19 protein-coding genes, 4 tRNA genes and 3 rRNA genes are annotated in these 26,262 nt (G+C 55.1%); 20 read left to right on the forward strand and 6 right to left on the reverse strand.

Translation table 11 applies throughout. The annotated features are described in order from the left end of the window. Positions 1-65 precede the first annotated feature (65 nt). The 7 genes from L3068_RS04050 (at position 66) to dkgB (ending at position 6,231) form a co-directional block, all read left to right on the forward strand. Positions 66-1,605: ribosomal RNA gene (locus tag L3068_RS04050) — 16S ribosomal RNA — on the forward strand. 70 nt (positions 1,606-1,675) lie between these two features. Then, positions 1,676-1,752, forward strand: a tRNA-Ile gene (locus L3068_RS04055). A 42-nt stretch (positions 1,753-1,794) separates the two neighbouring features. Further along, positions 1,795-1,870: transfer RNA gene (locus tag L3068_RS04060), tRNA-Ala, on the forward strand. Positions 1,871-2,050: 180 nt separating this feature from the next. Continuing rightward, positions 2,051-4,954 (forward strand): 23S ribosomal RNA (locus L3068_RS04065). A gap of 64 nt (positions 4,955-5,018) precedes the next feature. Next, positions 5,019-5,134: ribosomal RNA gene (gene rrf / locus L3068_RS04070) — 5S ribosomal RNA — on the forward strand. The 16S, 23S and 5S rRNA genes sit together here with 3 tRNA genes alongside, the layout of an rRNA operon. A gap of 56 nt (positions 5,135-5,190) precedes the next feature. Further along, positions 5,191-5,267, forward strand: a tRNA-Asp gene (locus L3068_RS04075). Between the two features lie 160 nt (positions 5,268-5,427). Continuing rightward, complete coding sequence (gene dkgB, locus L3068_RS04080; protein ID WP_023336782.1) at positions 5,428-6,231, forward strand: 2,5-didehydrogluconate reductase DkgB; 804 nt, start codon at positions 5,428-5,430, stop codon at positions 6,229-6,231. Positions 6,232-6,260: 29 nt separating this feature from the next. Here the strand turns inward: dkgB and yafC are convergent, their stop codons facing one another. After that, the gene (yafC, locus tag L3068_RS04085; protein WP_045281943.1) at positions 6,261-7,166 is read right to left on the reverse strand and encodes a DNA-binding transcriptional regulator YafC; all 906 of its coding nucleotides are present in this window, start codon (positions 7,164-7,166) and stop codon (positions 6,261-6,263) included. Between the two features lie 104 nt (positions 7,167-7,270). On the opposite strand from yafC, the gene L3068_RS04090 reads away from it, so the two are divergent. The 3 genes from L3068_RS04090 to L3068_RS04100 all read left to right on the forward strand — a co-directional run bounded on the left by L3068_RS04090 (position 7,271) and on the right by L3068_RS04100 (position 10,232). After that, positions 7,271-8,446: an MFS transporter gene (locus L3068_RS04090; protein WP_050863207.1), complete on the forward strand. Its 1,176-nt coding sequence runs from the start codon at positions 7,271-7,273 to the stop codon at positions 8,444-8,446. Positions 8,447-8,581: 135 nt separating this feature from the next. Beyond that, positions 8,582-9,382 (forward strand): endonuclease/exonuclease/phosphatase family protein, encoded by an 801-nt coding sequence (locus L3068_RS04095; RefSeq protein WP_014882655.1) that lies wholly within the window; start codon positions 8,582-8,584, stop codon positions 9,380-9,382. Between the two features lie 76 nt (positions 9,383-9,458). After that, complete coding sequence (locus tag L3068_RS04100) at positions 9,459-10,232, forward strand: class I SAM-dependent methyltransferase (protein WP_117582218.1); 774 nt, start codon at positions 9,459-9,461, stop codon at positions 10,230-10,232. Between the two features lie 52 nt (positions 10,233-10,284). Here L3068_RS04100 and mltD read toward each other — a convergent pair whose 3' ends face one another. Both mltD and gloB read right to left on the reverse strand, forming a co-directional pair. Next, the gene (gene mltD, locus L3068_RS04105) at positions 10,285-11,649 is read right to left on the reverse strand and encodes a murein transglycosylase D (protein ID WP_023336785.1); all 1,365 of its coding nucleotides are present in this window, start codon (positions 11,647-11,649) and stop codon (positions 10,285-10,287) included. Between the two features lie 68 nt (positions 11,650-11,717). After that, on the reverse strand, positions 11,718-12,476 hold the full coding sequence (gloB, locus tag L3068_RS04110) for a hydroxyacylglutathione hydrolase (protein WP_117582220.1): 759 nt from the start codon (positions 12,474-12,476) through the stop codon (positions 11,718-11,720). 32 nt (positions 12,477-12,508) lie between these two features. Between gloB and L3068_RS04115 the strand changes: the two genes are divergently transcribed. After that, a complete protein-coding gene (locus L3068_RS04115; RefSeq protein WP_014882659.1) occupies positions 12,509-13,225 on the forward strand; it encodes a class I SAM-dependent methyltransferase in 717 nt (238 codons plus the stop codon). Here the strand turns inward: L3068_RS04115 and rnhA are convergent, their stop codons facing one another. Beyond that, on the reverse strand, positions 13,226-13,693 hold the full coding sequence (rnhA, locus tag L3068_RS04120; RefSeq protein ID WP_014882660.1) for a ribonuclease HI: 468 nt from the start codon (positions 13,691-13,693) through the stop codon (positions 13,226-13,228). A gap of 63 nt (positions 13,694-13,756) precedes the next feature. On the opposite strand from rnhA, the gene dnaQ reads away from it, so the two are divergent. The 9 genes from dnaQ (at position 13,757) to L3068_RS04165 (ending at position 22,851) form a co-directional block, all read left to right on the forward strand. Next, positions 13,757-14,488, forward strand: a complete 732-nt coding sequence (gene dnaQ / locus L3068_RS04125) for a DNA polymerase III subunit epsilon (protein ID WP_032629739.1) — start codon at positions 13,757-13,759, stop codon at positions 14,486-14,488. A 132-nt stretch (positions 14,489-14,620) separates the two neighbouring features. After that, positions 14,621-14,697 (forward strand) — tRNA-Asp (locus L3068_RS04130). Positions 14,698-15,076: 379 nt separating this feature from the next. Further along, positions 15,077-15,796 (forward strand): FadR/GntR family transcriptional regulator, encoded by a 720-nt coding sequence (locus L3068_RS04135; RefSeq protein ID WP_014882662.1) that lies wholly within the window; start codon positions 15,077-15,079, stop codon positions 15,794-15,796. Next, complete coding sequence (locus L3068_RS04140) at positions 15,793-16,806, forward strand: ABC transporter ATP-binding protein (protein WP_117582222.1); 1,014 nt, start codon at positions 15,793-15,795, stop codon at positions 16,804-16,806. Before L3068_RS04135 ends, L3068_RS04140 begins: the two co-directional genes overlap by 4 nt. Next, on the forward strand, positions 16,803-17,885 hold the full coding sequence (locus tag L3068_RS04145; RefSeq protein ID WP_023332156.1) for an ABC transporter ATP-binding protein: 1,083 nt from the start codon (positions 16,803-16,805) through the stop codon (positions 17,883-17,885). Before L3068_RS04140 ends, L3068_RS04145 begins: the two co-directional genes overlap by 4 nt. 2 nt (positions 17,886-17,887) lie before the next feature. After that, positions 17,888-19,402, forward strand: a complete 1,515-nt coding sequence (locus tag L3068_RS04150; protein WP_014882665.1) for an ABC transporter substrate-binding protein — start codon at positions 17,888-17,890, stop codon at positions 19,400-19,402. 18 nt (positions 19,403-19,420) lie between these two features. Next, positions 19,421-20,362, forward strand: a complete 942-nt coding sequence (locus tag L3068_RS04155) for an ABC transporter permease (RefSeq protein ID WP_032637423.1) — start codon at positions 19,421-19,423, stop codon at positions 20,360-20,362. Between the two features lie 2 nt (positions 20,363-20,364). Then, a complete protein-coding gene (locus L3068_RS04160; protein WP_032637422.1) occupies positions 20,365-21,240 on the forward strand; it encodes an ABC transporter permease in 876 nt (291 codons plus the stop codon). 9 nt (positions 21,241-21,249) lie between these two features. Then, entirely contained in the window at positions 21,250-22,851 is a 1,602-nt protein-coding gene (locus tag L3068_RS04165; protein WP_032637421.1) for a gamma-glutamyltransferase family protein, read from the forward strand. Positions 22,852-22,905: 54 nt separating this feature from the next. Here L3068_RS04165 and L3068_RS04170 read toward each other — a convergent pair whose 3' ends face one another. After that, positions 22,906-23,676, reverse strand: coding sequence for an amidohydrolase (locus L3068_RS04170; RefSeq protein WP_014882669.1), 771 nt, complete (start codon positions 23,674-23,676; stop codon positions 22,906-22,908). Positions 23,677-23,784: 108 nt separating this feature from the next. Further along, entirely contained in the window at positions 23,785-26,229 is a 2,445-nt protein-coding gene (fadE, locus tag L3068_RS04175; RefSeq protein WP_117582224.1) for an acyl-CoA dehydrogenase FadE, read from the reverse strand. Between the last annotated feature and the right edge of the window lie 33 nt (positions 26,230-26,262).

The raw sequence follows: 26,262 nt of genomic DNA on the forward strand, positions 1-26,262 counted from the left end.
AATACCAAGTCTCTGAGTGAACATACGTAATTCATTACGAAGTTTAATTCACGAGCATCAAACTTAAATTGAAGAGTTTGATCATGGCTCAGATTGAACGCTGGCGGCAGGCCTAACACATGCAAGTCGAACGGTAGCACAGAGAGCTTGCTCTCGGGTGACGAGTGGCGGACGGGTGAGTAATGTCTGGGAAACTGCCTGATGGAGGGGGATAACTACTGGAAACGGTAGCTAATACCGCATAACGTCGCAAGACCAAAGAGGGGGACCTTCGGGCCTCTTGCCATCAGATGTGCCCAGATGGGATTAGCTAGTAGGTGGGGTAACGGCTCACCTAGGCGACGATCCCTAGCTGGTCTGAGAGGATGACCAGCCACACTGGAACTGAGACACGGTCCAGACTCCTACGGGAGGCAGCAGTGGGGAATATTGCACAATGGGCGCAAGCCTGATGCAGCCATGCCGCGTGTATGAAGAAGGCCTTCGGGTTGTAAAGTACTTTCAGCGGGGAGGAAGGTGTTGTGGTTAATAACCGCAGCAATTGACGTTACCCGCAGAAGAAGCACCGGCTAACTCCGTGCCAGCAGCCGCGGTAATACGGAGGGTGCAAGCGTTAATCGGAATTACTGGGCGTAAAGCGCACGCAGGCGGTCTGTCAAGTCGGATGTGAAATCCCCGGGCTCAACCTGGGAACTGCATTCGAAACTGGCAGGCTAGAGTCTTGTAGAGGGGGGTAGAATTCCAGGTGTAGCGGTGAAATGCGTAGAGATCTGGAGGAATACCGGTGGCGAAGGCGGCCCCCTGGACAAAGACTGACGCTCAGGTGCGAAAGCGTGGGGAGCAAACAGGATTAGATACCCTGGTAGTCCACGCCGTAAACGATGTCGACTTGGAGGTTGTGCCCTTGAGGCGTGGCTTCCGGAGCTAACGCGTTAAGTCGACCGCCTGGGGAGTACGGCCGCAAGGTTAAAACTCAAATGAATTGACGGGGGCCCGCACAAGCGGTGGAGCATGTGGTTTAATTCGATGCAACGCGAAGAACCTTACCTACTCTTGACATCCAGAGAACTTTCCAGAGATGGATTGGTGCCTTCGGGAACTCTGAGACAGGTGCTGCATGGCTGTCGTCAGCTCGTGTTGTGAAATGTTGGGTTAAGTCCCGCAACGAGCGCAACCCTTATCCTTTGTTGCCAGCGGTCCGGCCGGGAACTCAAAGGAGACTGCCAGTGATAAACTGGAGGAAGGTGGGGATGACGTCAAGTCATCATGGCCCTTACGAGTAGGGCTACACACGTGCTACAATGGCGCATACAAAGAGAAGCGACCTCGCGAGAGCAAGCGGACCTCATAAAGTGCGTCGTAGTCCGGATTGGAGTCTGCAACTCGACTCCATGAAGTCGGAATCGCTAGTAATCGTAGATCAGAATGCTACGGTGAATACGTTCCCGGGCCTTGTACACACCGCCCGTCACACCATGGGAGTGGGTTGCAAAAGAAGTAGGTAGCTTAACCTTCGGGAGGGCGCTTACCACTTTGTGATTCATGACTGGGGTGAAGTCGTAACAAGGTAACCGTAGGGGAACCTGCGGTTGGATCACCTCCTTACCTTAAAGAACCTGCCTTTGCAGTGCTCACACAGATTGTCTGATGAAAAAACAGCAGTAAAAATCTCTGCAGGCTTGTAGCTCAGGTGGTTAGAGCGCACCCCTGATAAGGGTGAGGTCGGTGGTTCAAGTCCACTCAGGCCTACCAAACTCCTTTTAAAGGATGAGCGGTACAGAGATTACAAACGATGGGGCTATAGCTCAGCTGGGAGAGCGCCTGCTTTGCACGCAGGAGGTCTGCGGTTCGATCCCGCATAGCTCCACCATCTTTTACTGCGAACACAAGAAAACTTCAGAGTGAACCTGAAAAGGTGCACTGCGAAGTTTTGCTCTTTAAAAATCTGGATCAAGCTGAAAATTGAAACGACACACATGTTATGTGTGTTCGAGTCTCTCAAATTTTCGCAAGCCGATGATGAATCGAAAGAAACATCTTCGGGTTGTGAGGTTAAGCGACTAAGCGTACACGGTGGATGCCCTGGCAGTCAGAGGCGATGAAGGACGTGCTAATCTGCGAAAAGCGCCGGCGAGGTGATATGAACCTTTGACCCGGCGATGTCCGAATGGGGAAACCCAGTGTGTTCCGACACACTATCGTTAACTGAATACATAGGTTAACGAGGCGAACCGGGGGAACTGAAACATCTAAGTACCCCGAGGAAAAGAAATCAACCGAGATTCCCCCAGTAGCGGCGAGCGAACGGGGAGCAGCCCGGAGTCTGAATCAGCTTGTGTGTTAGTGGAACGGTCTGGAAAGTCCGACGGTACAGGGTGATAGTCCCGTACACGAAAATGCACAGGTTGTGAACTCGAAGAGTAGGGCGGGACACGTGGTATCCTGTCTGAATATGGGGGGACCATCCTCCAAGGCTAAATACTCCTGACTGACCGATAGTGAACCAGTACCGTGAGGGAAAGGCGAAAAGAACCCCGGCGAGGGGAGTGAAAAAGAACCTGAAACCGTGTACGTACAAGCAGTGGGAGCCTCTTTATGGGGTGACTGCGTACCTTTTGTATAATGGGTCAGCGACTTATATTCTGTAGCAAGGTTAACCGTATAGGGGAGCCGAAGGGAAACCGAGTCTTAACTGGGCGTTAAGTTGCAGGGTATAGACCCGAAACCCGGTGATCTAGCCATGGGCAGGTTGAAGGTTGGGTAACACTAACTGGAGGACCGAACCGACTAATGTTGAAAAATTAGCGGATGACCTGTGGCTGGGGGTGAAAGGCCAATCAAACCGGGAGATAGCTGGTTCTCCCCGAAAGCTATTTAGGTAGCGCCTCGTGAACTCATCTTCGGGGGTAGAGCACTGTTTCGGCTAGGGGGCCATCCCGGCTTACCAACCCGATGCAAACTACGAATACCGAAGAATGTTATCACGGGAGACACACGGCGGGTGCTAACGTCCGTCGTGAAGAGGGAAACAACCCAGACCGCCAGCTAAGGTCCCAAAGTCATGGTTAAGTGGGAAACGATGTGGGAAGGCACAGACAGCCAGGATGTTGGCTTAGAAGCAGCCATCATTTAAAGAAAGCGTAATAGCTCACTGGTCGAGTCGGCCTGCGCGGAAGATGTAACGGGGCTAAACCATGCACCGAAGCTGCGGCAGCGACACTATGTGTTGTTGGGTAGGGGAGCGTTCTGTAAGCCGTTGAAGGTGGCCTGTGAGGGTTGCTGGAGGTATCAGAAGTGCGAATGCTGACATAAGTAACGATAAAGCGGGTGAAAAGCCCGCTCGCCGGAAGACCAAGGGTTCCTGTCCAACGTTAATCGGGGCAGGGTGAGTCGACCCCTAAGGCGAGGCCGAAAGGCGTAGTCGATGGGAAACAGGTTAATATTCCTGTACTTGGTGTTACTGCGAAGGGGGGACGGAGAAGGCTATGTTAGCCGGGCGACGGTTGTCCCGGTTTAAGCATGTAGGCGGAGGTTCCAGGTAAATCCGGTACCTTTTAACGCTGAGGTGTGATGACGAGGCACTACGGTGCTGAAGTAACAAATGCCCTGCTTCCAGGAAAAGCCTCTAAGCATCAGGTAACATCAAATCGTACCCCAAACCGACACAGGTGGTCAGGTAGAGAATACCAAGGCGCTTGAGAGAACTCGGGTGAAGGAACTAGGCAAAATGGTGCCGTAACTTCGGGAGAAGGCACGCTGATATGTAGGTGAAGCCCCTGCGGGTGGAGCTGAAATCAGTCGAAGATACCAGCTGGCTGCAACTGTTTATTAAAAACACAGCACTGTGCAAACACGAAAGTGGACGTATACGGTGTGACGCCTGCCCGGTGCCGGAAGGTTAATTGATGGGGTTAGCGGTAACGCGAAGCTCTTGATCGAAGCCCCGGTAAACGGCGGCCGTAACTATAACGGTCCTAAGGTAGCGAAATTCCTTGTCGGGTAAGTTCCGACCTGCACGAATGGCGTAATGATGGCCAGGCTGTCTCCACCCGAGACTCAGTGAAATTGAACTCGCTGTGAAGATGCAGTGTACCCGCGGCAAGACGGAAAGACCCCGTGAACCTTTACTATAGCTTGACACTGAACACTGGTCCTTGATGTGTAGGATAGGTGGGAGGCTTTGAAGCGTGGACGCCAGTCTGCGTGGAGCCAACCTTGAAATACCACCCTTTAATGGCTGGTGTTCTAACGTAGACCCGTGATCCGGGTTGCGGACAGTGTCTGGTGGGTAGTTTGACTGGGGCGGTCTCCTCCCAAAGAGTAACGGAGGAGCACGAAGGTTAGCTAATCCTGGTCGGACATCAGGAGGTTAGTGCAATGGCATAAGCTAGCTTGACTGCGAGAGTGACGGCTCGAGCAGGTGCGAAAGCAGGTCATAGTGATCCGGTGGTTCTGAATGGAAGGGCCATCGCTCAACGGATAAAAGGTACTCCGGGGATAACAGGCTGATACCGCCCAAGAGTTCATATCGACGGCGGTGTTTGGCACCTCGATGTCGGCTCATCACATCCTGGGGCTGAAGTAGGTCCCAAGGGTATGGCTGTTCGCCATTTAAAGTGGTACGCGAGCTGGGTTTAGAACGTCGTGAGACAGTTCGGTCCCTATCTGCCGTGGGCGCTGGAGAATTGAGGGGGGCTGCTCCTAGTACGAGAGGACCGGAGTGGACGCATCACTGGTGTTCGGGTTGTCATGCCAATGGCACTGCCCGGTAGCTAAATGCGGAAGAGATAAGTGCTGAAAGCATCTAAGCACGAAACTTGCCCCGAGATGAGTTCTCCCTGAGACTATAAGTCTCCTGAAGGAACGTTGAAGACGACGACGTTGATAGGTCGGGTGTGTAAGCGCAGCGATGCGTTGAGCTAACCGATACTAATGAACCGTGAGGCTTAACCTTACAACGCCGAAGCTGTTTTGGCGGTGAGAGACGATTTTCAGCCTGATACAGATAACAGAATTTGCCTGGCGGCTTTAGCGCGGTGGTCCCACCTGACCCCATGCCGAACTCAGAAGTGAAACGCCGTAGCGCCGATGGTAGTGTGGGGTCTCCCCATGTGAGAGTAGGGAACTGCCAGGCATCAAATTAAGTAGTAAGCCGGTGCATAAATCCGGTGGTTACAAGCAGTCTTCGGTGGAGCGGTAGTTCAGTCGGTTAGAATACCTGCCTGTCACGCAGGGGGTCGCGGGTTCGAGTCCCGTCCGTTCCGCCACTTATTGAAAGCCCTGAGTTAACGCTCAGGGCTTTTTTCTTATCTGCTGTTTAATTATTGCGAAATGAGCAAAAATCCTCTGCGTTTTACGATCTTTTTCAATATAACAACGCCAGCGATAATCCTCCTCAGTTTACGAACATAATGATTGAGGAATACTATGACTCTCCCTGCATTTGGTCTGGGCACTTTCCGCCTGAAAGACGACGTTGTTATCGCATCTGTTAAAACGGCACTCGAGTTAGGCTATCGCGCAATTGATACGGCACAGATCTATGAAAATGAAGCTGCCGTTGGACAGGCCATTGAAGAGAGTGGTGTACCGCGTAACGAGATATTTATCACCACCAAAATCTGGATTGAAAACCTCAGCAAAGACAAACTGCTCCCTAGCCTGAAAGAGAGTCTGAAAAAGCTGCGTACTGACTACGTGGACCTGACGCTGATCCACTGGCCATCACCAAACGATGCCGTTTCTGTAGAAGAGTTCATGCAGGCGCTGATGGAAGCGAAAAAGCAGGGATTAACGCGTGAAATCGGTATTTCAAACTTCACCATTCCGCTGATGGAAAAAGCCATTGCCGCAGTAGGTGCAGAAAATATCGCGACCAACCAGATTGAACTTTCACCTTATCTGCAAAACCATAAAGTCGTGGACTGGGCAACGCAGCACGGTATCCACATCACGTCATACATGACGCTGGCTTATGGTAAGGCGCTGAAAGATGAGGCGATTATACGTATTGCAGAAAAACATAACGCGACTCCGGCACAGGTCATTCTGGCATGGGCAATGGGCGAAGGTTATGCCGTGATCCCATCGTCAACCAAACGTGTAAACCTGGCCAGCAACCTGTCAGCGGTCGACCTTCATCTGGATGATGACGATAAAAAAGCGATCGCAGCACTGGAGTGCAACGATCGCCTGGTCAGCCCGGAAGGTTTAGCGCCTGACTGGGATTAAGTTTCACTAACCCTCTGTCGCCTTAACCCTCATACAGCTCCTCCGGGAGCTGTCTTTATATGTTCACTCAGGAAGTCAATAAAAGCACGAATCCGCGTACTCACCGCTCTGTCACTGTAATACACTGCGCTAAAAGGCATCTCGACCGGCAAACGTTTATCCGCCATCAGTTCCACCAGTTCACCTCGTTCAATCTCCTTATCTATCATATAGTCAGACAGGCACGCGATGCCGTTCCCTTCAAGACACAGTTGCTTTAGCGTTTCTCCACTGTTTGACGATAACCCACTGGTAATTTCATGAAGCTGACCATCACGACAGGCGACAGGCCAGGTGTTCAGTGATACCGGTTCCGTAAAGCCCAGACAAAGATGCTGCTTCAACTCTTCAACGGTCTCCGGTTTACCGTGCTCAGCAATGTACTGCGGCGACGCGATAATTTTGCGGTAGCTGGCAAACAGCGGGCGGGCGCGCAAGCTTGAATCGGTCAGTGTACCGGCCCGGATAGCCACATCCACTTTACGCTCGATGAGGTTGATAAACGTCTCTGATGAGACCAAAGAAAGCGTCATCTCCGGATAGCGTTCACGAAAAGGTTTGATCAGCGGCATCAGAAAGTGCAGTACTACCGGCGTGGCCGCATCAATGCGCAGCAATCCCCGCGGCGTGCTGCGGCTTTCCATAATTTCTGTCTCTGCTGCAGCCATCTCCTGCAGCACCGACTGCACGCGGCGGAAATAACGCTCTCCTTCTTCCGTCAGGCTCAGTTGCCGCGTCGTCCGGTTGAGCAGGCTCACCCCAAGCTTCATCTCCAGCTTTTTCACTGAGCGGCTGATGGCCGAGTTAGCCTGTCCCAGCTGTTCGGCTGCACGGCTAAAGCTACCGCTTTCAACAACGGCGACAAAGATTGTCAGCTCTTCTGACGTTGCTTTCATTGTTGCACCACCTGCAAAATTCTATTGATATTTTGACCATTTTTGTTATTTAAGCACTGGCACATACTGCCTGTCATCTTAATCCTGATGATACGGAGTATTTTATGCCACTGGCGCTACTTGCCCTGACGATCAGTGCCTTTGCAATTGGCACGACCGAATTTGTTATCGTGGGACTGGTTCCCACCATTGCTAACCAGCTTGCGATCTCGCTGCCTTCCGCCGGATTGCTGGTGTCAATCTACGCCCTGGGCGTCGCCGTCGGTGCGCCTGTGCTGACGGCTCTGACCGGACGTTTTCCGCGTAAGCAGCTGTTAGTTGCGTTGATGGTGTTGTTCACCGCCGGTAACATTCTGGCCTGGCAGGCACCGGACTACACCACCCTGGTGGTTGCCCGTCTGTTGACCGGCCTTGCACACGGCGTGTTCTTCTCAATTGGTTCCACTATTGCAACCAGCCTGGTCCCCAAAGAGAAAGCAGCCTCAGCTATTGCGATCATGTTTGGTGGACTGACCGTCGCACTCGTTACGGGTGTGCCGCTAGGCACGTTTATCGGACAGCACTTCGGCTGGCGTGAGACGTTTCTGGCCGTCTCCTTATTGGGGGTTATTGCCCTTGTTGCTAGCCTGCTGCTGGTACCGTCGACTATTCCAGGCCGGGCCAGCGCCAGCCTGAGCGATCAGCTAAAGGTGCTTACCCATCCGCGTTTGCTGATCATCTACGCGGTCACGGCTCTGGGCTATGGAGGCGTATTTACCGCCTTCACCTTCCTGGCACCGATGATGCAGGACCTGGCAGGCTTCTCCCCGAGTGCCGTGAGCTGGATTTTGCTGGGATACGGTATTTCCGTGGCGATTGGCAATATCTGGGGCGGCAAGCTTGCAGATAAACATGGTGCGGTTCCGGCGCTGAAATTTATCTTCGCCGCCCTGGTGGTTCTGCTGTTGATATTCCAGTTCACGGCGTCCATGCAATACGCCGCACTGATCACGGTACTGGTAATGGGTGTCTTCGCTTTTGGCAACGTGCCCGGGCTTCAGGTTTATGTTGTTCAGAAAGCGGAGCTCTATACGCCAAACGCCGTGGATGTGGCATCCGGACTGAACATTGCCGCGTTCAATATTGGGATCGCGCTGGGCTCCATTATTGGCGGACAAACCGTCGAACACTTTGGATTAACCCAGACTCCCTGGATTGGTGCGGTGATCGTCCTTGTCGCTTTCCTGCTGATAGGGCTGAGTGGCCGCCTCGATAAACCTACTCGCGTAGCACTGGGATAACATCAGTAAGTGCTTGCTTACAAAACTGGAAAGCGGTTTCTCAGAAATTGCGTTGAAAGTGTGACCTAAAGTCCCTATAACATTAGAACCAGTCCGTTTTCGGGCTGGTTCATGTTACAGAGGCCGTTTCCAAAAGTGCGAAAAAATACCTATGCCATGCGTTATGTTGCCGGAATGCCCGCGGAGAGGATCTTGCCTCCGGGGTCGTTTGCGAGCATAAGCCAGGCATTACCCGCAGGGACACCGTTAAGCAGCGATGACAAAATTCGGGTACTGGTCTGGAATATCTTTAAGCAGCAGCGTGCGGAGTGGTTATCGGTACTCAAGAATTTTGGTAAAGATGCTCATCTGGTTCTGCTTCAGGAGGCGCAAACCACACCTGAACTGGTTCGGTTTGCCACAACGAACTATCTTGCTGCCGACCAGGTGCCGGCGTTTGTCCTGCCGCAACATCCTTCAGGCGTGATGACCCTCTCTTCAGCACACCCGGTTTACTGCTGCCCGCTGCGTGAGCGCGAGCCTATACTGCGTCTGGCGAAATCGGCGCTGGTGACCGTCTATCCGCTGCCGGATACCCGGATGCTGATGGTGGTGAACATCCACGCGGTAAATTTCAGCCTGGGCGTGGATGTGTACAGTAAGCAGTTACTTCCCATTGGCGATCAAATTGCCCACCACAGCGGGCCTATCATTATGGCCGGTGATTTCAATGCCTGGAGTCGTCCGCGCATGAATGCGCTGTATCGCTTTGCGCGTGAAATGTCTCTGCGTGAAGTCCGTTTTAGTGACGATCAGCGTAAAAAAGCCTTTGGTCGACCTCTCGATTTTGTCTTCTATCGTGGTCTGAGCGTGCATGATGCCTCTGTTCTGGTCACGCGCGCCTCCGATCACAACCCTCTACTAGTCGAATTCAGTCCCGGCAAACCTGATAAATAATGGTGTGTCAGGTCTGCCGTGGGGCAGGCCTGCGCGGGTGCTGCCCTTTTATTTTTAACCAACAAAGGACAGTACGATGACAACAACACACTCCCATCATGACAACGTAGAAAAACAGTTTGGCTCCCAGGCAAATGCCTATCTGACCAGCGCCGTGCATGCTTCAGGTCGTGACCTGCTGCGTCTCGGCGAACGTCTGGCAGCATTCCCGCAGGCGCACGTGCTGGATTTAGGCTGTGGGGCAGGGCATGCCAGCTTTACGGCTGCGCAGCAGGTGGCGAAGGTCACCGCGTATGACTTATCCAGTCAGATGCTGGATGTTGTTGCTGAGGCGGCGAGAGAGAAAGGGCTGAGCAACGTGGATACGCGCCAGGGGTACGCCGAGTCCTTACCGTTTGATGATGCCTCGTTTGAGGTGGTGATTAGCCGTTATTCCGCGCACCACTGGCATGATGTCGGCCAGGCATTACGTGAAGTCAAACGAGTCCTGAAGCCGGGCGGGATCTTCATTATTATGGATGTGATGTCTCCCGGGCATCCGGTGCGCGATATCTGGCTGCAGACAGTAGAAGCGCTGCGTGATACTTCCCACGTACAAAACTACTCCAGCGGAGAGTGGTTATCGCTTATCACTGAAGCGGGGTTGATTACCCGGATGTTAACAACAGATCGTTTGCCGCTGGAATACCCTTCGTGGATTGCCCGTATGCGTACCCCGGAAGCATTAAGTCAGGCGATTCGCCTCTATCAGGAGAGTGCCTCTGCTGAGGTAAAAGCGTACTTTGAATTGCAGGAGGATGGATCGTTTACCAGCGATACCATCATGGCTGAAGCGCAAAAAGCGGGATAAACAAAAAAGGCACCGAGGGGAATCGGTGCCTTTTTATCTTTCGATCGTGTAATCAGGAGTCTGGCGTAGCGCTGTTCTTCACAAACAACGTCAACTGGTCGCCTGGTTTCAGATTGTCAGTATCATTATTCCAGCGCATTACATCTTTGATGTTCACGCCATGTCGTTTTGCGATACTGGACAGTGAATCGCCTTTACGTACGCGATAAGTGATGCTATCGCTGTTGCTGGCGAGACGCTGTGCGCTGCTACCTGCGCCTACCGTCAGAGTTTGACCCACTTTCAGACCTGAGCTGCGCAGATTATTCCACTGCTGCAGATCTTTCGCCGTCACGCCAAGACGTGATGCAATGCCAGAAAGCGTATCACCTGAACGCACCTTATAGCTGCGGCTGTTAACGGATGAAGCATCGGCGATCAGCGTTGACTGAACGGCGGCAATCTCACCCGATGCTAAAGACTCACGCAATTGCTCAGCATGTTTCTGCGGAACCATCACATACTGCGGGCCGCTAGCCCCCAGCGTTGAGCCTTTAACGCCTGCATTAAAGGTTTTAAGTTTACTTACCGACATACCCGTCATATCAGCAACCTGTTGAATATCCACAGGGTTGCTGAGGCGAACGCGCGCCAGTGCACGACTTTCGTCTGGTGTTGGCAGTTGTACACCGTAACGCTTGCTGTTCTTGAGAATATCGCTCAAGGCCAGCATCTTCGGTACGTAAATCTTCGTTTCCTGTGGCAGTGAGAGCGACCAAAAATCGGTGGATTTACCCCGTGCTTTATTCGCTTTCATTGCCTTCAGTACACGACCCTCGCCACTATTATACGCTGCGACCGTTAACAGCCAGTCGCCGTCAAACATCTTATTCAGACGTTGCATCATGTCGAGAGCGGCTGTCGTTGAAGCGACAACATCCCGACGCGCATCATAGTTGCGGGTCTGTTTCAGACCATAGTTTCGCCCGGTGCTCGGAATGATCTGCCAAATGCCTGCGGCATTGGCGCCAGACGTCGCGTGTGGGTCAAAAGCGCTCTCCACTATGGGTAGGAGTACCAGCTCCATAGGCATGTTACGTTTCTTAACTTGCCCGGCTATCCAGTACATATACGGCTCTGCCCGTAACGTTACATCGTGGAGATAGCTCTTATTTCTTAAATACTTCTGCTTCTGTTCGCGAATCCGGCTGTTTTCCGGAATTCCCATCTTTAGCTCGTCGCCAATAGAGGTCCACAAGTCTTGCTCCTGCGCGAAAGATGTCCCATCGTCCATCCAGCGCGCCGAACTTGTAAACTTCCCTGCTTCCCCTTGACCAGCTGCAGAAAGGCTCTGTGCATGCTGTTGTACGTTGCTGCCGTTCTGCGACTGGCAACCTACAAGCAGGACAGAGGCGAGTAATATCGCTTTTGCCTTCATGTGTGTGTCAATAGTTGCTTAAAAGACGAGCGATGATAACGGCGAAATTTTGAAAAGGCAACCCGCATTTATCTGAAGTTATCTTTCTTTGACCTTAACCATGCAAATCGCTGTTCTGGTTGTTGCAAATTTGTTTCTTGGTTAATTTTATTAATTAAATCAATATCATTTGTTCGCAGAAATAAATTAATTCGGCGCTCATTTTTCAGAATTGCGGGTAGTGTATTTTGGTTTTTTGCACGTAACTCCTTCACTTTGTGATAATAATCCTGAATCGCCCGATCCTCGGGTAAGAGGCTCTCCGCAAACTTCATATTCCCTAATGTATACTCATGGGCACAACAAATAAGTGTGTCATCGGGTAAAGCACTAATCTTTTGTAAAGACTGATACATCTGTTCTGGTGTGCCTTCAAAAAGTCTTCCGCAACCGCCTGAGAAGAGGGTGTCGCCACAAAAAAGATAAGGTTTACTGTAGAAACACAGATGTCCCAAAGTGTGACCTGGCGTAGCAAATACGGAAAACTCCCACTCACGGATGTGGATATTTTCGCCCTCCTGGACTACTTGCGTCGTTCCCTTATCTTGTGTCTCAGCCGGTCCGTAAACCACAAGATGCGGAAAATGAGCGCGCAGTTCCGGCACGCCGCCAGTGTGATCGTTATGATGGTGCGTCAACAGAATGGCTTCTGGCTGCCAGGCGTTCTCCTTTATTGCATCAAGCACAGGGGCGGATTCGCCGGGATCGACAATGACGCATCGACGATCGTTATCGACCAAAACCCAGATGTAATTGTCCTGAAAAGCAGGAATACTGATAAGATTCATACATTACCTCTTATAGCGTGGCGGGTGTTTTGATGAAACCGGCAAGGATACCTCAGACTGTCGCAGCACCGGAACGTTGGGCGGAATTGCCCTGGGGTGAATACTATCGCGAGGCGCTTGAGCAACAGCTGAAGCCCTGGCTCGCGAAAATGTATGGCTTTCACCTGCTTAAGATTGGCAATCTCAGCGCAGAAATCAATACCGAAAGCTGCGCCATCTCACATCAGGTCAATGTCTCTCTCGGCGGATCGCCGGTTCAGGTGAAGGCTGACCCATTGCATCTGCCGTTTGCGGAAAAATCCGTAGATGCGTGTCTTCTTGCCCACGCGCTGCCCTGGTGCAGCGATCCTCATCGTATGCTGCGTGAAGCCGATCGCGTGCTGATTGATGACGGCTGGCTGATACTCAGCGGTTTTAATCCGCTGAGTCTGATGGGGTTACGTAAGCTGGTGCCTGTATTGCGCCGAACGCCACCCTATAACAGCCGGATGTTCACCATGATGCGCCAGCTCGACTGGCTGTCACTGCTCAACTTTGAAGTGCTCAACTATGGCGGTTTTCAGGTACTGCCGTGGGCACGTCAGGGGGGAGTTTTATTGAGTACGCATTTGCCCGCATTAGGCTGCATGCAGTTTATCGTCGCGCGTAAGCGAACCATCCCTCTGACGCTTAACCCCATGAAGCAGAGCAAATCGAAAACGCCCATCCGCCAGACCGTTGGCGCAACGCGGCAGTACAGAAAACCCTGATCAGGATTCAGGCTGGTAGCCAGTATCCTCATGGGCCGGATTTGAGGCCGCCGCGCGCGCCAGTTCATCGCAGCGCTCGTTTTCCGGGTGGCCGGCGTGGCCTTTAACCCACTCCCACTTAATCTCGTGCTGGCCCAGTGCCGCATCAAGGCGCTTCCAGAGATCGACGTTCTTCACGGGCTTCTTATCTGCAGTTTTCCAGCCGCGTTTTTTCCAGTTGTGGATCCACTGGGTGATACCCTGTCGCACGTACTGGCTATCCGTACTCAACACCACGTCGCAGTGTTCTTTTAAGGCTTCCAGCGCCACAATGGCCGCCATCAACTCCATACGGTTGTTGGTGGTCAGGAAATACCCTTCGCTAAAAGTTTTCTCATGCTGACGATAGCGCATAATCGCGCCGTAGCCGCCGGGGCCTGGGTTCCCGAGACAAGATCCATCGGTGAAAATTTCTACCTGTTTACGCATCTCTGGTAGACTTCCTGTATTGAAACGTTCAGTTAAACGATAAGTCTGACATAAATGACCGCTATGAGCACTGCAATTACTCGCCAGATTGTCCTCGATACCGAAACCACCGGTATGAACCAGATCGGCGCGCACTACGAAGGGCACAAGATCATTGAGATCGGTGCCGTTGAAGTGGTGAACCGTCGTCTCACGGGGAACAACTTCCACGTCTACCTCAAACCCGATCGGCTGGTGGATCCAGAAGCGTTTGGCGTTCACGGTATTGCCGATGAGTTCTTGCTGGATAAACCGACCTTCGCCGAGGTGGCTGACGAGTTTCTCGACTACATCAAAGGCGCTGAGTTAATCATCCATAACGCGTCGTTCGATATCGGCTTTATGGACTATGAGTTTAGTAAGCTCCATCGCGATATTCCGAAAACCAATACCTTCTGCAAAGTGACCGATAGCCTGGCGCTGGCGAGGAAGATGTTTCCCGGCAAGCGTAACAGCCTCGATGCACTCTGTTCACGTTATGAAATAGACAACACCAAGCGAACGCTGCACGGGGCACTTCTCGATGCCCAGATTCTGGCTGATGTCTATCTGGCGATGACCGGCGGTCAGACGTCGATGAAATTCAGCATGGAAAATGAGTCGCAGCAGGCGCAGGGCGAAGCGGGCATCCAGCGCGTGGTCCGTCAGGCAAGTCGTTTACGGGTTGTTTTAGCCAGTGATGAAGAGTTACTTAACCATGAATCCCGTCTCGATCTGGTACAGAAGAAGGGCGGCAGCTGTATGTGGCGCGCCTGAAAAAACGCCATAATGTCTGTAAAATCATCGGTTGGGCGATTTTTGCAGCAAACGATTCAAAACGTGAGAAAAAGCGTTGACGAGATCGGAGGCACACCGTAATATGCGCCTCGTTCCCCAAACGGGAACAGTGGAGCGGTAGTTCAGTCGGTTAGAATACCTGCCTGTCACGCAGGGGGTCGCGGGTTCGAGTCCCGTCCGTTCCGCCACTATTCAGAAGGCCTGAATCAGAAATGATTCAGGCCTTCGTCGTTTCAACAGCCTTTGTCTTTTATCCCCCTTTCTTTTCATTAACAAAATGTTAATTTGCGTGGTGCAATTAATTAACATTTGCACAGCATTAGTGCGTTATTTGCACTGTGTTTGTGCATTCTTTCGCCCAGCCACTTTTTGGCCTTCATCAGACTGTGTCGCTTTGTAAAAATAATTTTCATGAAATCATTCGCTTACAGTGGATATCGTGAAAGTTTTTGAACCAATAAATAATTGGTTCGGTTATTGCTTAATCATTAGCACGATAAGGTTCATGCCATATCAATAACTTATCGTTAATAAAAAGAAAATAATGATGATAGCGAGCGAACCAATATGGAAAAACCGTCACGGTTTCTGGCCAATTCCAGTACCGCGCTTGAGCAGTTGCGCGGGCTTATCAACCAGCATGAGTCAACACCAGGCACTCCGCTGCCCACGGAACGTGAGCTGTCGGAAACTCTCGGCGTAGGACGACGCGAGGTGCGTCGCGCGCTGGATGTGCTGGAAGAGGAAGGACGGATCTGGCGTAAACAGGGTAAAGGCACCTTTATTGGTCCCGCAGCCCCTGTTGAACCGCTGGCGCTTCAGGGATTGGTTCAGCAAACCAACCTGCTGGAAGTTATGGAAGCTCGTCTACAGCTCGAACCCGGCTTAGCCCGGCTTGCGGCACTGCGTGCCACCAGGGAAAACCTCGCGCTCATGCAGCGCATGCTGGAACGCATCGACAAGGTCAGCCCGGATGACCGCGATCTCAACGAACTGTGGGATAGCGCCTTTCACCGCGCTATTGCCGAGGCTGCGGGCAACCGCCTGATGCTCGGCCTGTTTGACGCGATTGATGCCGTGCGGCGCGAACCGGGCTGGCAGCATCTGCGCGAATTAGCCCGCACGCCCGAACGTGTCGACAGCTATAACGACCACCATCACAAGATCATGTCTGCGATTATCCATCGCCAGCCTAATGAAGCAGCTGCCGCCATGCGCGAACACCTGCTTAGCCTGCAAACCGCCCTGATTCAGGCGATCCACCTTGAGGACGACTTCACGCTATGACGACGATCCCGTTTAAGGACACCACGCCTGTACTTCGGCTGAATAATCTCAACGTTAAATTTTCCGGCTCGCCGGTTAGCGTACTGGACGGTATTTCCCTGACGGTCAAAGCAGGCGAGACGCTGGCGCTGGTGGGAGAGTCCGGCTGCGGGAAAAGTATCACCTCACTGGCGCTGATGGGGTTACTGCCCGCCAGCGCGAAGATTGTCAGCGGAGAAATGCAGTTTCGCCGTCACGATCTGCGAAAGCTCTCGCTGCGGGACTATGCCGATTTGCGTGGCAGCGAGCTGGCGATGATTTTCCAGGAGCCGATGACCTCGCTCAATCCCGCTTTCACATTAGGCGATCAGCTCAGTGAAGCGGTCATGCGTCACCAGAGCGTTTCCCGCACAGAGGCGATGAAGGTCGCGCTGCAGATCCTCGAGAAGGTGCAGATCCCCGCGGCGGAGATGCGCCTCAAGGCTTACCCGCATCAGCTTTCCGGCGGTATGCGCCAGCGTGTGATGATTGCCATGGCGCTGATCAACCATCCTAAATTACTGATTGCCGATGAACCGACTACCGCGCTCGACGTCACCATCCAGGCGCAAATCCTCACCTTGCTCAACACCCTCAAAGAAGAAACCGGCACGGCGGTCCTGATGATCACCCACGATTTAGGCGTGGTGGCCGAAGTCGCCCAGCAGGTGGCGGTAATGTATGCCGGGCAGGTGGTGGAGCAGGGGAGCGTCGAGGCCATCTTTGCCGACCCGCAGCACCCGTACACCATCGGCCTGATGGGCTCAATCCCTTCGCTGGGCGCACGTAAAGGCCAGCTCTCCACCATTCCCGGGTCGGTCCCGCTCCCGGAATCCATGCCGAAAGGCTGTCGTTTTGCGACGCGCTGCCCGTTTGCGCAGTCTCGCTGCCATGATGAAAAACCGCCGCTCAACACGCTCGGCGCGGGTCATCAGGTCGCCTGCTTCCGCGTGCCGCTCGAACACCACATTGCCCTGGGAGAGACCGCATGACTACGCCAATTCTTGAAGCCCGCGACCTCAGCAAGCGCTTCCCTGGTCCGAAAAAACTCTTTTCACCGGCCCGGTTTGTTACGGCGGTCGATCGCGTTTCGCTTGCCGTGATGCCGGGTGAAACGCTGGCAATTGTCGGCGAGTCTGGCTCCGGCAAATCCACCCTTGGGCGTCTGCTGCTGCGCCTGCTCGCCGCCAGTGAAGGGCGAGTGTTTTACCAGGGGGAGGAGATTACCGACGCCTCGGGCGCCCGTCTGAACCAGCTCCGGCGTGAGCTGCAAATTATTTTCCAGGATCCGTTTGCCTCGCTGAACCCGCGCATGACGGTGGAGCAGATCGTCGGTGAGCCGCTGTGGCTGCACCAGAACATGAAGAAAGCCGATCGTCAGTACCGCGTCGCCGAACTCCTCAAAACCGTTGGCCTGCCTGCCGCCTGGTCCGGGCGCTATCCGCATGAGTTTTCCGGCGGCCAGCGCCAGCGTATCGGCATTGCGCGCGCGCTGGCCTCGGGACCAAAACTGTTGCTTGGCGATGAACCCGTCTCTGCGCTGGATGTTTCCGTCCAGGCCCAGGTCGTCAATTTGCTGGAAAGCCTGAAGCACCAGCTGGGGCTGACGATGGTGATCGTTGCCCACGGCCTGGCGGTGATTCGCCATATGAGCGACCGCGTGGCGGTCATGTATCTCGGGCAAATCGTTGAACTTGCGACCGTCGACGAGATCTTTGACGCCCCGCTGCACCCTTATACCCAGGCACTGATCGCCTCGGCACCACAGATGCAGCCGGGCATTGAACGCGACGCACCGCTGCTGCAGGGGGATCTGCCGAACCCGGCGAGCCCTCCATCCGGCTGCCGTTTCCATACCCGCTGCCCGTATGTTACCGATGAATGCCGTCAGGTTGAGCCGATTAATCAGGTGCTGGACGGTGGACGTCAGGTTGCCTGTCACCGCTGGCAGGACATCAATCGCGATCGCAGTGTTATTCAGATAGCACCGCCATCCGCAGCTTTTCTGCGCCGCCGCGCGCTGTTTGAACACGCGGCCACTCACTCCTCCCTTCCTTCAAGGAACTCATGATAATGACAATGCGTAATTCTCTTTTGACCGTACTGGGAAGTGTTATGTTGCTTGGCGCGGCGCTGCCCGCCCATTCTGAAAGCGTGCTGCGAATTGGTCTGGGAGCTGACCCGGACATGCTCGACCCGCATCTGGCGCGCACCTACTATGGCCGCTTTGTCTTTGCTTCCCTGTGCGACAGGCTGGTGGATGTCGACGAGCATCTGAAAGTGGTGCCAGGTCTGGCGAAGTCGTGGGCCTGGAGCGATGACGGCAAAACGCTGACCATGGATCTCCGTGAGGGGGTGACCTTCCATGACGGCGAGAAATTCGACGCCGCTGCTGCGAAATACAACCTCGACCGTGCGTTGACCCTAAAAGGTTCCCTGCGCAAAAGCGAGATCTCCTCGGTGGAATCGGTAGAGGTCACCGGTCCGATGCAGATTGCGCTGCACCTGAAAACCCCTGACGCCGCGCTGCTGATGCAGCTGACTGACCGCGCGGGCGCGATGATGGCACCCGATGCGGCGAAAAAGCCTGACTTTGCCGCCCATCCGGTCTGTTCCGGTCCTTATAAGTTTGACAGCCGCGTGTCCCAGGACCGCATTGTTCTGACTCGCTTCGACAATTACTGGAATAAAGACGCCTACCACTTCGACAAAATTATTTATCTGCCGATCCCGGACGCCTCCGTGCGCCTCGCGAACCTGCGGGCAGGCGATCTCGACCTGACCGAAGGCATTGCGGCCAGCGACGTTAAAACCGTTGAAGCTGACAGCAAGCTGGCGCTGGCGAAGGTAACGGGTCTGGGTTACCAGGGCATTACCTTCAACATCAATAACGGCAAGGTCCCGGCGAACGATCCGTTCAGAGATGCCCGCGTACGCGAGGCATTTTCGCAGGCCATCGACCGTGATGCGCTAAATCAGGTGGTCTTTGAAGGGCTATACACGCCGGCAAACCAGGCGTTTTCCACGGTGAGCCCGTATCACGTCAATCTGCCGGTTCCGCCCCGTGACGTCGATAAAGCCAAAGCGCTGCTCAAAGCGGCAGGCGTCACCACGCCGCTGACCGTCAACCTGCTGGTGCCGAACAACCCGACCTCGCAGCAGGTGGGTCAGGTTCTGCAGGCAATGGTTGCCGAGGCCGGCTTCACGCTCAACCTGCAGATGACCGAATTCGCGACGCTGCTGGATCGTCAGCAGAGTGGTGATTATCAGCTCAGTTTCTCCGGCTGGTCGGGCCGCCCGGACCCGGACGGCAGCATCTACGGCTTTGTCCATAGCAAAGGCACTCTGAATGACGGACGCTACAGCAACGCGCAGGTCGACGAATGGCTGACTCAGGCGCGCCAGAGCACCGATCAGGCCGCACGCCAGCCGCTGTATGACAAGGTGGTGAAACAGCTGCAAACCGACATGCCGATTGCCTACCTCTACTTCGAGCCGCGCATTTTTGGTCTGAACAAGCGCGTGCAGGGCTTTAAGCCTTACCCGGACGGCATCGTGCGTCTGGCGGGTTTGACGCTGGCGAAATAAACGTCCTGAGGAGAACCCATGCTGGAACTGATTTGCAAACGTCTGCTGCTGGCCATCCCGACCTTGCTGCTGGTGAGCATGATGGTGTTTGGCCTGCAAAAACTGCTGCCCGGCGACCCGCTGATCGCCATGGCCGGGGAGGAGCGCGATCCGGCGGTTATCGCCCAGCTGCGTGCTGAGCTCAATCTGGATGCGCCCATTCCTGTGCAGTATTTCAACTGGTTAACGCGCGCATTGCAGGGCGACCTGGGGATCTCCTTACGCACGCACGAACCGGTGACGCAGCTGATTGCCAGTAAGCTGCCTGTGACGCTGGAGCTGTCGCTGCTGGCGATGATTATCGCGCTGGTATTTGGCATTAGCATGGGGATCCTCGCGGCAGTGAACAAAAACAGCTGGGTCGATCACGGGGCGAACTTCGTGGCGATCTCGGGGATCTCGATCCCCCATTTCTGGCTGGGGATCCTGCTGATTCTGGTCTTCTCGGTGAACCTGCAGTGGCTTCCCGCGTCCGGCTATGTACCGTTCAGTGAGGATCCGGTGCAAAACCTGCGCACGCTGCTGCTGCCCGCAGCCGTTCTCGGAACAGGGCTGGCGGCGACGCTGATGCGCCATACCCGAGCATCGATGATTGCGGTCCTGAAAGCGGATTACATCCGCACCGCGCGCGCGAAAGGATTACTGCCGAAAGCGGTGATCTTAAAGCACGCGTTTCGCAATGCGCTGGTGCCGGTGATCACCCTTACGACGCTGCTGTTTGGTGAGCTGCTGGGCGGTGCGGTGCTGACCGAGCAGGTCTTCACCATTCCCGGCTTCGGCAAGATGATCGTCGATTCGGTATTTAACCGAGACTACGCGGTGGTGCAGGGCGTGGTGCTGATCGTGGCGATCGGCTTCCTGTTGCTCAACCTGCTGGCTGACGTGCTCTACGTTCTTATCAACCCGAAAATGCGAGGTTAACCATGGCGGAACTGACGACGCAAACCGCTGTGCCCGCGCTGCCGCGCGCGCAAAACCGGGTGCTAAAGAAATTCCTCGCCAATAAAAGCGCGGTGATTGGCGCGGTGGTGGTGGGCTTCTTTGTGCTGGTGGCGCTGCTGGCGCCGTGGATTGCCCCGTTCGACCCGGTCAAAGCCAACTTCCTGGCGGTGCGTAAAGCGCCGTCGGCAATGTACTGGTTCGGAACCGACGAGCTGGGGCGCGACATTTTATCCCGCATTATCTGGGGGGCGCGAACCTCGCTGATGGCGGGCTGTATGTCGGTCGTTATCGCGGTAGCGATCGGCGTGCCGCTGGGGCTGGTAGCGGGGTATTTCCAGAAGATGTGGGATGGGGTGATCTCGCGCTTCATTGAAGCGCTGCTGGCCTGCCCGTTTCTGATCATGGCGATCGCGCTGGGGGCATTTTTAGGCCCAAGCCTGACCAACGCGATGATCGCCATTGGCCTTTCCGCGATGCCGATATTCGCCCGTCTGACGCGTGGGCAGGTGATCGCCATCCGCAACGAAGAGTACATCGACGGCGCGCGGGCGATTGGCCTGCCGGATCGCTGGATCATCATCAAATACGTGCTGCCCAACGTGATGTCACCGATCCTGGTACAGGCCACGCTGGCGATTGCCTCGGCGATTATCGCCGAAGCCAGCCTGTCGTTTTTAGGGTTGGGGCAGCAGCCGCCCAATCCGTCCTGGGGGTCAATGCTCAACACCGCGAAAGGTTTTCTTGAGCAGGCGCCGTGGATGTCCGTTTTCCCCGGCGTGGCAATTTTCCTTGCCGTGCAGGGCTTCAATTTACTTGGCGACGGGCTGCGCGATGCGCTCGATCCGCGCCACGACTAAGGAGTCATGATGACTAAAGCGCTTGATTTTACGTCCGGTTACGAATCACGACGCCCGCCGATGATGGGCCATAACGCCGTTGCCACTTCGCAACCGCTGGCGGCGCAGGCAGGAATGAAAATGCTGCAGCTGGGCGGTAATGCCGTTGATGCGGCGATCGCCACCGCGATGGCGCTGACAGTAGTCGAGCCGACCGGTAACGGGATCGGCAGTGATGCCTTTGCCATCGTCTGGGACGGTGAAAAACTTCACGGTCTGAACGCGTCGGGGCGCTCACCGGCCAGCTGGCATGCGGATCTCTTTGCCGGAAAAACGGCGGTACCCGAAATCGGCTGGGACGCCGTGACCGTGCCCGGTGCGGTATCCGGCTGGGTCGCACTGGCAGAGCGTTTCGGCACGCTGCCGCTGACCACGCTGGCGCAGCCAGCCATTGACTATGCGCGAAACGGTTTCCCGGTTTCGCCGCTGATTGGCCATCTCTGGCAGCGCGGCTACAACAAGCTGAAAGATCAGCCTGGCTTCAGCGCCTGCTTCGCGCCGGAAGGCCGCGCGCCGCGAGTGGGGGAGATCTTCCGTAATCCGGCGCAGGCGAATTCGCTGGAACTGATAGCGAAAACCAACGGCGACGCGTTTTACCGCGGCGAGCTGGCGCAGAAAATTGCCGCCTTCGCCAAAGAACACGGCGCGCATTTGACGGCTGAAGATCTCGCCAGCCACCGCGTGGACTGGGTAGACCTGCTGTCACGCGACTTCGCGGGTGGTTCGGTGCAGGAGCTGCCGCCAAACGGCCAGGGGATCGCCACGCTGATTGCGCTGGGTATTCTGGAGCAGTGCGGCATCGAGCAGCATCATCCGGACTCCGTGCAGTCTCTGCATTTGTCCATTGAAGCGATGAAGCTGGCGCTGGCGGATCTCGACCGCTACGTGGCGGATGAAGATCATATGGCGTTCGCGGCCAAAGAGCTGCTGAGCGATCATTACCTGAAATCGCGTGCGGCGCTGATCAACCACGAAAGCGCCTCTGATTTTGTCTACGGTTCACCCACCCAGAGCGGTACGGTCTACATCAGCACTGCGGATGCCAGCGGGATGATGGTCTCCTTTATTCAGTCCAACTATATGGGGTTTGGTTCAGGGATTGTGGTGCCAGACACCGGGATTAGCCTGCAAAACCGGGGCTGTGGTTTTTCGCTGGATCCTAATCATCCGAACGCGCTGGCGGGCAGCAAGCGTCCGTTCCACACCATCATTCCGGGCTTTGCGATGGACGGCAGCGGCAAGCCGTTGATGTCCTTCGGCGTGATGGGCGGCCCGATGCAGGCGCAAGGACACATGCAGATGGCGCTGCGCATTATGCTTCACGGGCAAAACCCGCAGGCGGCGATTGACGCTCCGCGCTGGCGCGTGGTGCAGGGCAGGGAAGTGATCGTCGAATCAACGTTCGATCGCAATACTATCGCCGCGCTGCGCGAACGCGGACACCAGATCGTGGTGGAAGATCCGCTGCAGGATTATAACTTCGGCGGTGCTCAGGTGATTTATCGCCTTCCGGAAGGGCATTACGTGGCGGCAACGGAGAGCCGTAAAGACGGACAGGCGTTGGTGAGTTAAACGCTCGAGCAACATTTGTAGGCCGGGTAAAGCGTAGCCGCCACCCGGCTTTTTTTACCCGATGCTAAACGGATCCGCATCCTGCCAGGCCGGAAACTTCTCCCGATACTCCTTCAGCGCGGTCAACGATAGCTCCGCATCAATTCGCGTTGCCTGATGCGGCTCGGCAGTCGCAATAATCTCGCCCTGCGGATTTACCACCCGGCTGTCGCCGCGGTAGTGATGCCCGTTGCCATCCGTCCCCACACGGTTACAGCCCACCACATACGCCTGGTTCTCAATGGCGCGCGCCACCAGCAGCGACTGCCAGTGCAGCGAGCGCGGTGCTGGCCAGTTGGCGACATACAGCGCCAGGTCATAATCGTTGCGGTTGCGCGACCACACCGGGAAGCGCAGGTCGTAGCAGACCAGCGGCAGAATGCGCCAGCCGCGCCACTCGAATACCACGCGCTCATTACCCGCTTCATAGTGATGATGCTCATCCGCCATGCGGAACAGGTGGCGTTTATCGTAAAAATGCACTTTCCCTTCCGGCTCAACCAGCAGAAAACGGTTCACTGGCCCGCGCTCGGTTTGCAGGGCGGCACTACCCGCGATCAGCGCGTTTGTTTGCTGCGCTTTGGTATGCATCCAGGCGACCACGTCATCCTGAGGCATTGATTGCTTAGCTGCTTCCATGGCGAAGCCGGTGGTGAACATCTCCGGCAGGACAATCACATCTCGTCCGGTAATCTCTTCCAGTTGACGATCAAAGTGGCGCAGGTTGGCAGGGCCATCCATCCACACTAAAGGTTGCTGCAAAATCGAAATCTTCAAACCCGGCACGATACAGACTCCTCAAACGACCCCTTTTTGACACTGTAGCACGTCATTACGAGAAAATGTGGCAATAAAAAACCCCGCGCGCGGCGGGGTTTGTCAGAACGAAACGGGTTATGCCGCTTCAGGTTTACGGTGCTTCTCTGGCAGCTTTACCGGCTGTGTTGCCAGCTCGTCCGGTTCGAAATCATCGACGTTAATACTGCGCAGACGGCTCTCTTCGGCTTTTACCAGAATTGCTGCTTCAGCATTATCGATAATGCCACCTGACAGCGCCTGTTTCGCCAGTTCATCCAGACGGGTGAACGGCAGGTTTTTGCCCAGTTGTTTGCAGATCTTCTGATGAATTGGGTCGGCGGCCATTACATCAAGCAGCGCCTCTTCCAGCAGACCCACCGGGTTATGTGGCGTAGGGGCCAGGTACTGACCACGGCCGATACGGGAGCGTGTCGCGCTCGGTACCTGCAGGATTTTCGCCACTTTGTGGTCCAGCTTGTCGGACGGTGCCAGGTGGTGACGACCGGTCGGGAAGATCGCCACGCGCAGGGCGCCCGCAACAAAGCGGTTCGGGAAGTTCGCCAGCAGATCGTCAATCGCCTGTTCTGCCTGATACATCGCATCCTGAACGCCCCAGTGTACCAGCGGCAGATCCGCTTCCTGACGCCCTTCGTCGTCGTAACGCTTCAGGACCGCAGACGCCAGGAAGATCTGGCTCAGCACATCCCCCAGACGGGCAGATATACGCTCGCGACGCTTCAGGCTACCGCCGAGAACGGCCATGGAAACATCCGACAGCAGAGCCAGGTTGGCGCTCAGACGGTTCAGATGCTGGTAATAGCGTTTGGTCGCATCACCGGTTGGCGTCGCGCTGGTAAGACCGCGCGTCAGGCCGAGCCAGAAACTACGCACCTTGTTGCTACCCACATGACCGATATGTTTGAACAGCAGCTTATCGAAGGCATCCACGTCATTATTCTGCGCAGCGGCCATCTCTTCCAGCACGTACGGATGGCAGCGAATCGCCCCCTGACCGAAGATCATCATGCTGCGGGTCAGGATGTTGGCACCTTCAACGGTGATGGCAATCGGTGCGCCCTGATAGCCGCGCGCCAGGAAGTTGCCTTCGCCGAGCATAATGCCTTTACCGCCTGCGATATCCATCGCGTCAATGATCGACTGCTGCGCGCGGTGGGTACAGTGGTATTTCACAATCGCGGACAGCACGGCCGGTTTTTCGCCCAGCATAATGCCGTAGGTAATCAAAGATGCGGCGGCATCCATCACGTAGGCATTACCTGCGATACGCGCCAGCGGCTCTTCGATACCTTCCATCTTGCCGATGGAGATTTTGAACTGACGGCGGATGTGGGCGTATGCACCAATCCCCATCGCCACAGATTTCAGGCCACCAGTAGAGTTCGACGGCAGGGTAATGCCGCGGCCAACCGACAGACATTCCACCAGCATACGCCAGCCCTGACCGGCCATTTTCGGACCACCGATAATGTAATCAATCGGCACAAAGATGTCCTGACCGCGGGTCGGACCGTTCTGGAACGGCACGTTCAGCGGGAAGTGACGGCGACCAATTTCAACGCCCGGGGTAGAGGTTGGGATCAGCGCACAGGTAATGCCCAGATCTTCTTCGCCGCCCAGCAGTTTTTCCGGGTCAGAGAGCTTAAAGGCCAGACCCAGCACGGTGGCGATTGGCGCCAGGGTGATATAACGCTTGTTCCAGGTCAGGCGCATGCCCAGCACCTGCTCGCCCTGCCACTCGCCCATGCAGACCACGCCGGTATCCGGGATCGCGCCTGCATCGGAACCCGCTTCAGGGCTGGTCAGCGCGAAGCAAGGGATTTCCTGACCACGCGCAAGACGCGGCAGGTAGTGATCTTTCTGCTCTTCCGTACCGTAATGCTGCAGCAGTTCACCCGGGCCTAAGGAGTTAGGCACGCCAACGGTAATCGCCAGGATCCCGGAGACGCCCGCCAGCTTTTGCAGGACGCGAGCCTGAGCGTAAGCGGAGAATTCCAGACCGCCATACTCTTTCTTGATGATCATCGCGAAGAAGCGATGTTCTTTCAGATACGCCCACAGCTCTGGCGGCAGATCGGCCATTTCATGGGTGATGGCAAAGTCGTTTGCCATGCGGCACGCTTCTTCCACCGGGCCGTCAATAAAAGCCTGTTCTTCAGCGGTCAGACGCGGCTGCGGATAGTTATGCAGCTTTTTCCAGTCCGGGTTGCCCTGGAACAGGTCGCCTTCCCACCAGGTGGTACCGGCATCAATCGCTTCTTTCTCAGTCCGCGACATTGGCGGCATCACTTTGCGGAAGCCTTTGAACACCGGCGCGGAGATCATCGACTTACGCATCGGGGTAAAGTTAAACGGCAGAAGAATGATGGCCAGCGGAACTAAAAGCCAGATATTCCACAGACCAGCGACGCCAAGTGCAGCCGTCCAGGCCAGCAGAATCACACTACTCAGGAATAAACTGACGCGGTGATAGAACAACACACCGAGCAGTACAACAGTTGCGAGAATGCTCAAAATCATCATAAAGAAAAGCTCCCTTGCTTGTAGGAGGTCTGA

The sequence above is a fragment of the Enterobacter cloacae complex sp. ECL414 genome (genome assembly GCF_021869685.1).
GTDB lineage: Bacteria > Pseudomonadota > Gammaproteobacteria > Enterobacterales > Enterobacteriaceae > Enterobacter > Enterobacter kobei.

Coding starts and splice junctions, on each gene's coding strand:
- dkgB (WP_023336782.1), top strand. CDS start 5,428: ATGACTCTCCCTGCATTTGGTCTGGGCACTTTCCGCCTGAAAGACGAC.
- yafC (WP_045281943.1), bottom strand. CDS start 7,166: ATGAAAGCAACGTCAGAAGAGCTGACAATCTTTGTCGCCGTTGTTGAA.
- L3068_RS04090 (WP_050863207.1), top strand. CDS start 7,271: ATGCCACTGGCGCTACTTGCCCTGACGATCAGTGCCTTTGCAATTGGC.
- L3068_RS04100 (WP_117582218.1), top strand. CDS start 9,459: ATGACAACAACACACTCCCATCATGACAACGTAGAAAAACAGTTTGGC.
- mltD (WP_023336785.1), bottom strand. CDS start 11,649: ATGAAGGCAAAAGCGATATTACTCGCCTCTGTCCTGCTTGTAGGTTGC.
- gloB (WP_117582220.1), bottom strand. CDS start 12,476: ATGAATCTTATCAGTATTCCTGCTTTTCAGGACAATTACATCTGGGTT.
- L3068_RS04115 (WP_014882659.1), top strand. CDS start 12,509: ATGAAACCGGCAAGGATACCTCAGACTGTCGCAGCACCGGAACGTTGG.
- rnhA (WP_014882660.1), bottom strand. CDS start 13,693: ATGCGTAAACAGGTAGAAATTTTCACCGATGGATCTTGTCTCGGGAAC.
- dnaQ (WP_032629739.1), top strand. CDS start 13,757: ATGAGCACTGCAATTACTCGCCAGATTGTCCTCGATACCGAAACCACC.
- L3068_RS04135 (WP_014882662.1), top strand. CDS start 15,077: ATGGAAAAACCGTCACGGTTTCTGGCCAATTCCAGTACCGCGCTTGAG.
- L3068_RS04140 (WP_117582222.1), top strand. CDS start 15,793: ATGACGACGATCCCGTTTAAGGACACCACGCCTGTACTTCGGCTGAAT.
- L3068_RS04145 (WP_023332156.1), top strand. CDS start 16,803: ATGACTACGCCAATTCTTGAAGCCCGCGACCTCAGCAAGCGCTTCCCT.
- L3068_RS04150 (WP_014882665.1), top strand. CDS start 17,888: ATGACAATGCGTAATTCTCTTTTGACCGTACTGGGAAGTGTTATGTTG.
- L3068_RS04155 (WP_032637423.1), top strand. CDS start 19,421: ATGCTGGAACTGATTTGCAAACGTCTGCTGCTGGCCATCCCGACCTTG.
- L3068_RS04160 (WP_032637422.1), top strand. CDS start 20,365: ATGGCGGAACTGACGACGCAAACCGCTGTGCCCGCGCTGCCGCGCGCG.
- L3068_RS04165 (WP_032637421.1), top strand. CDS start 21,250: ATGACTAAAGCGCTTGATTTTACGTCCGGTTACGAATCACGACGCCCG.
- fadE (WP_117582224.1), bottom strand. CDS start 26,229: ATGATGATTTTGAGCATTCTCGCAACTGTTGTACTGCTCGGTGTGTTG.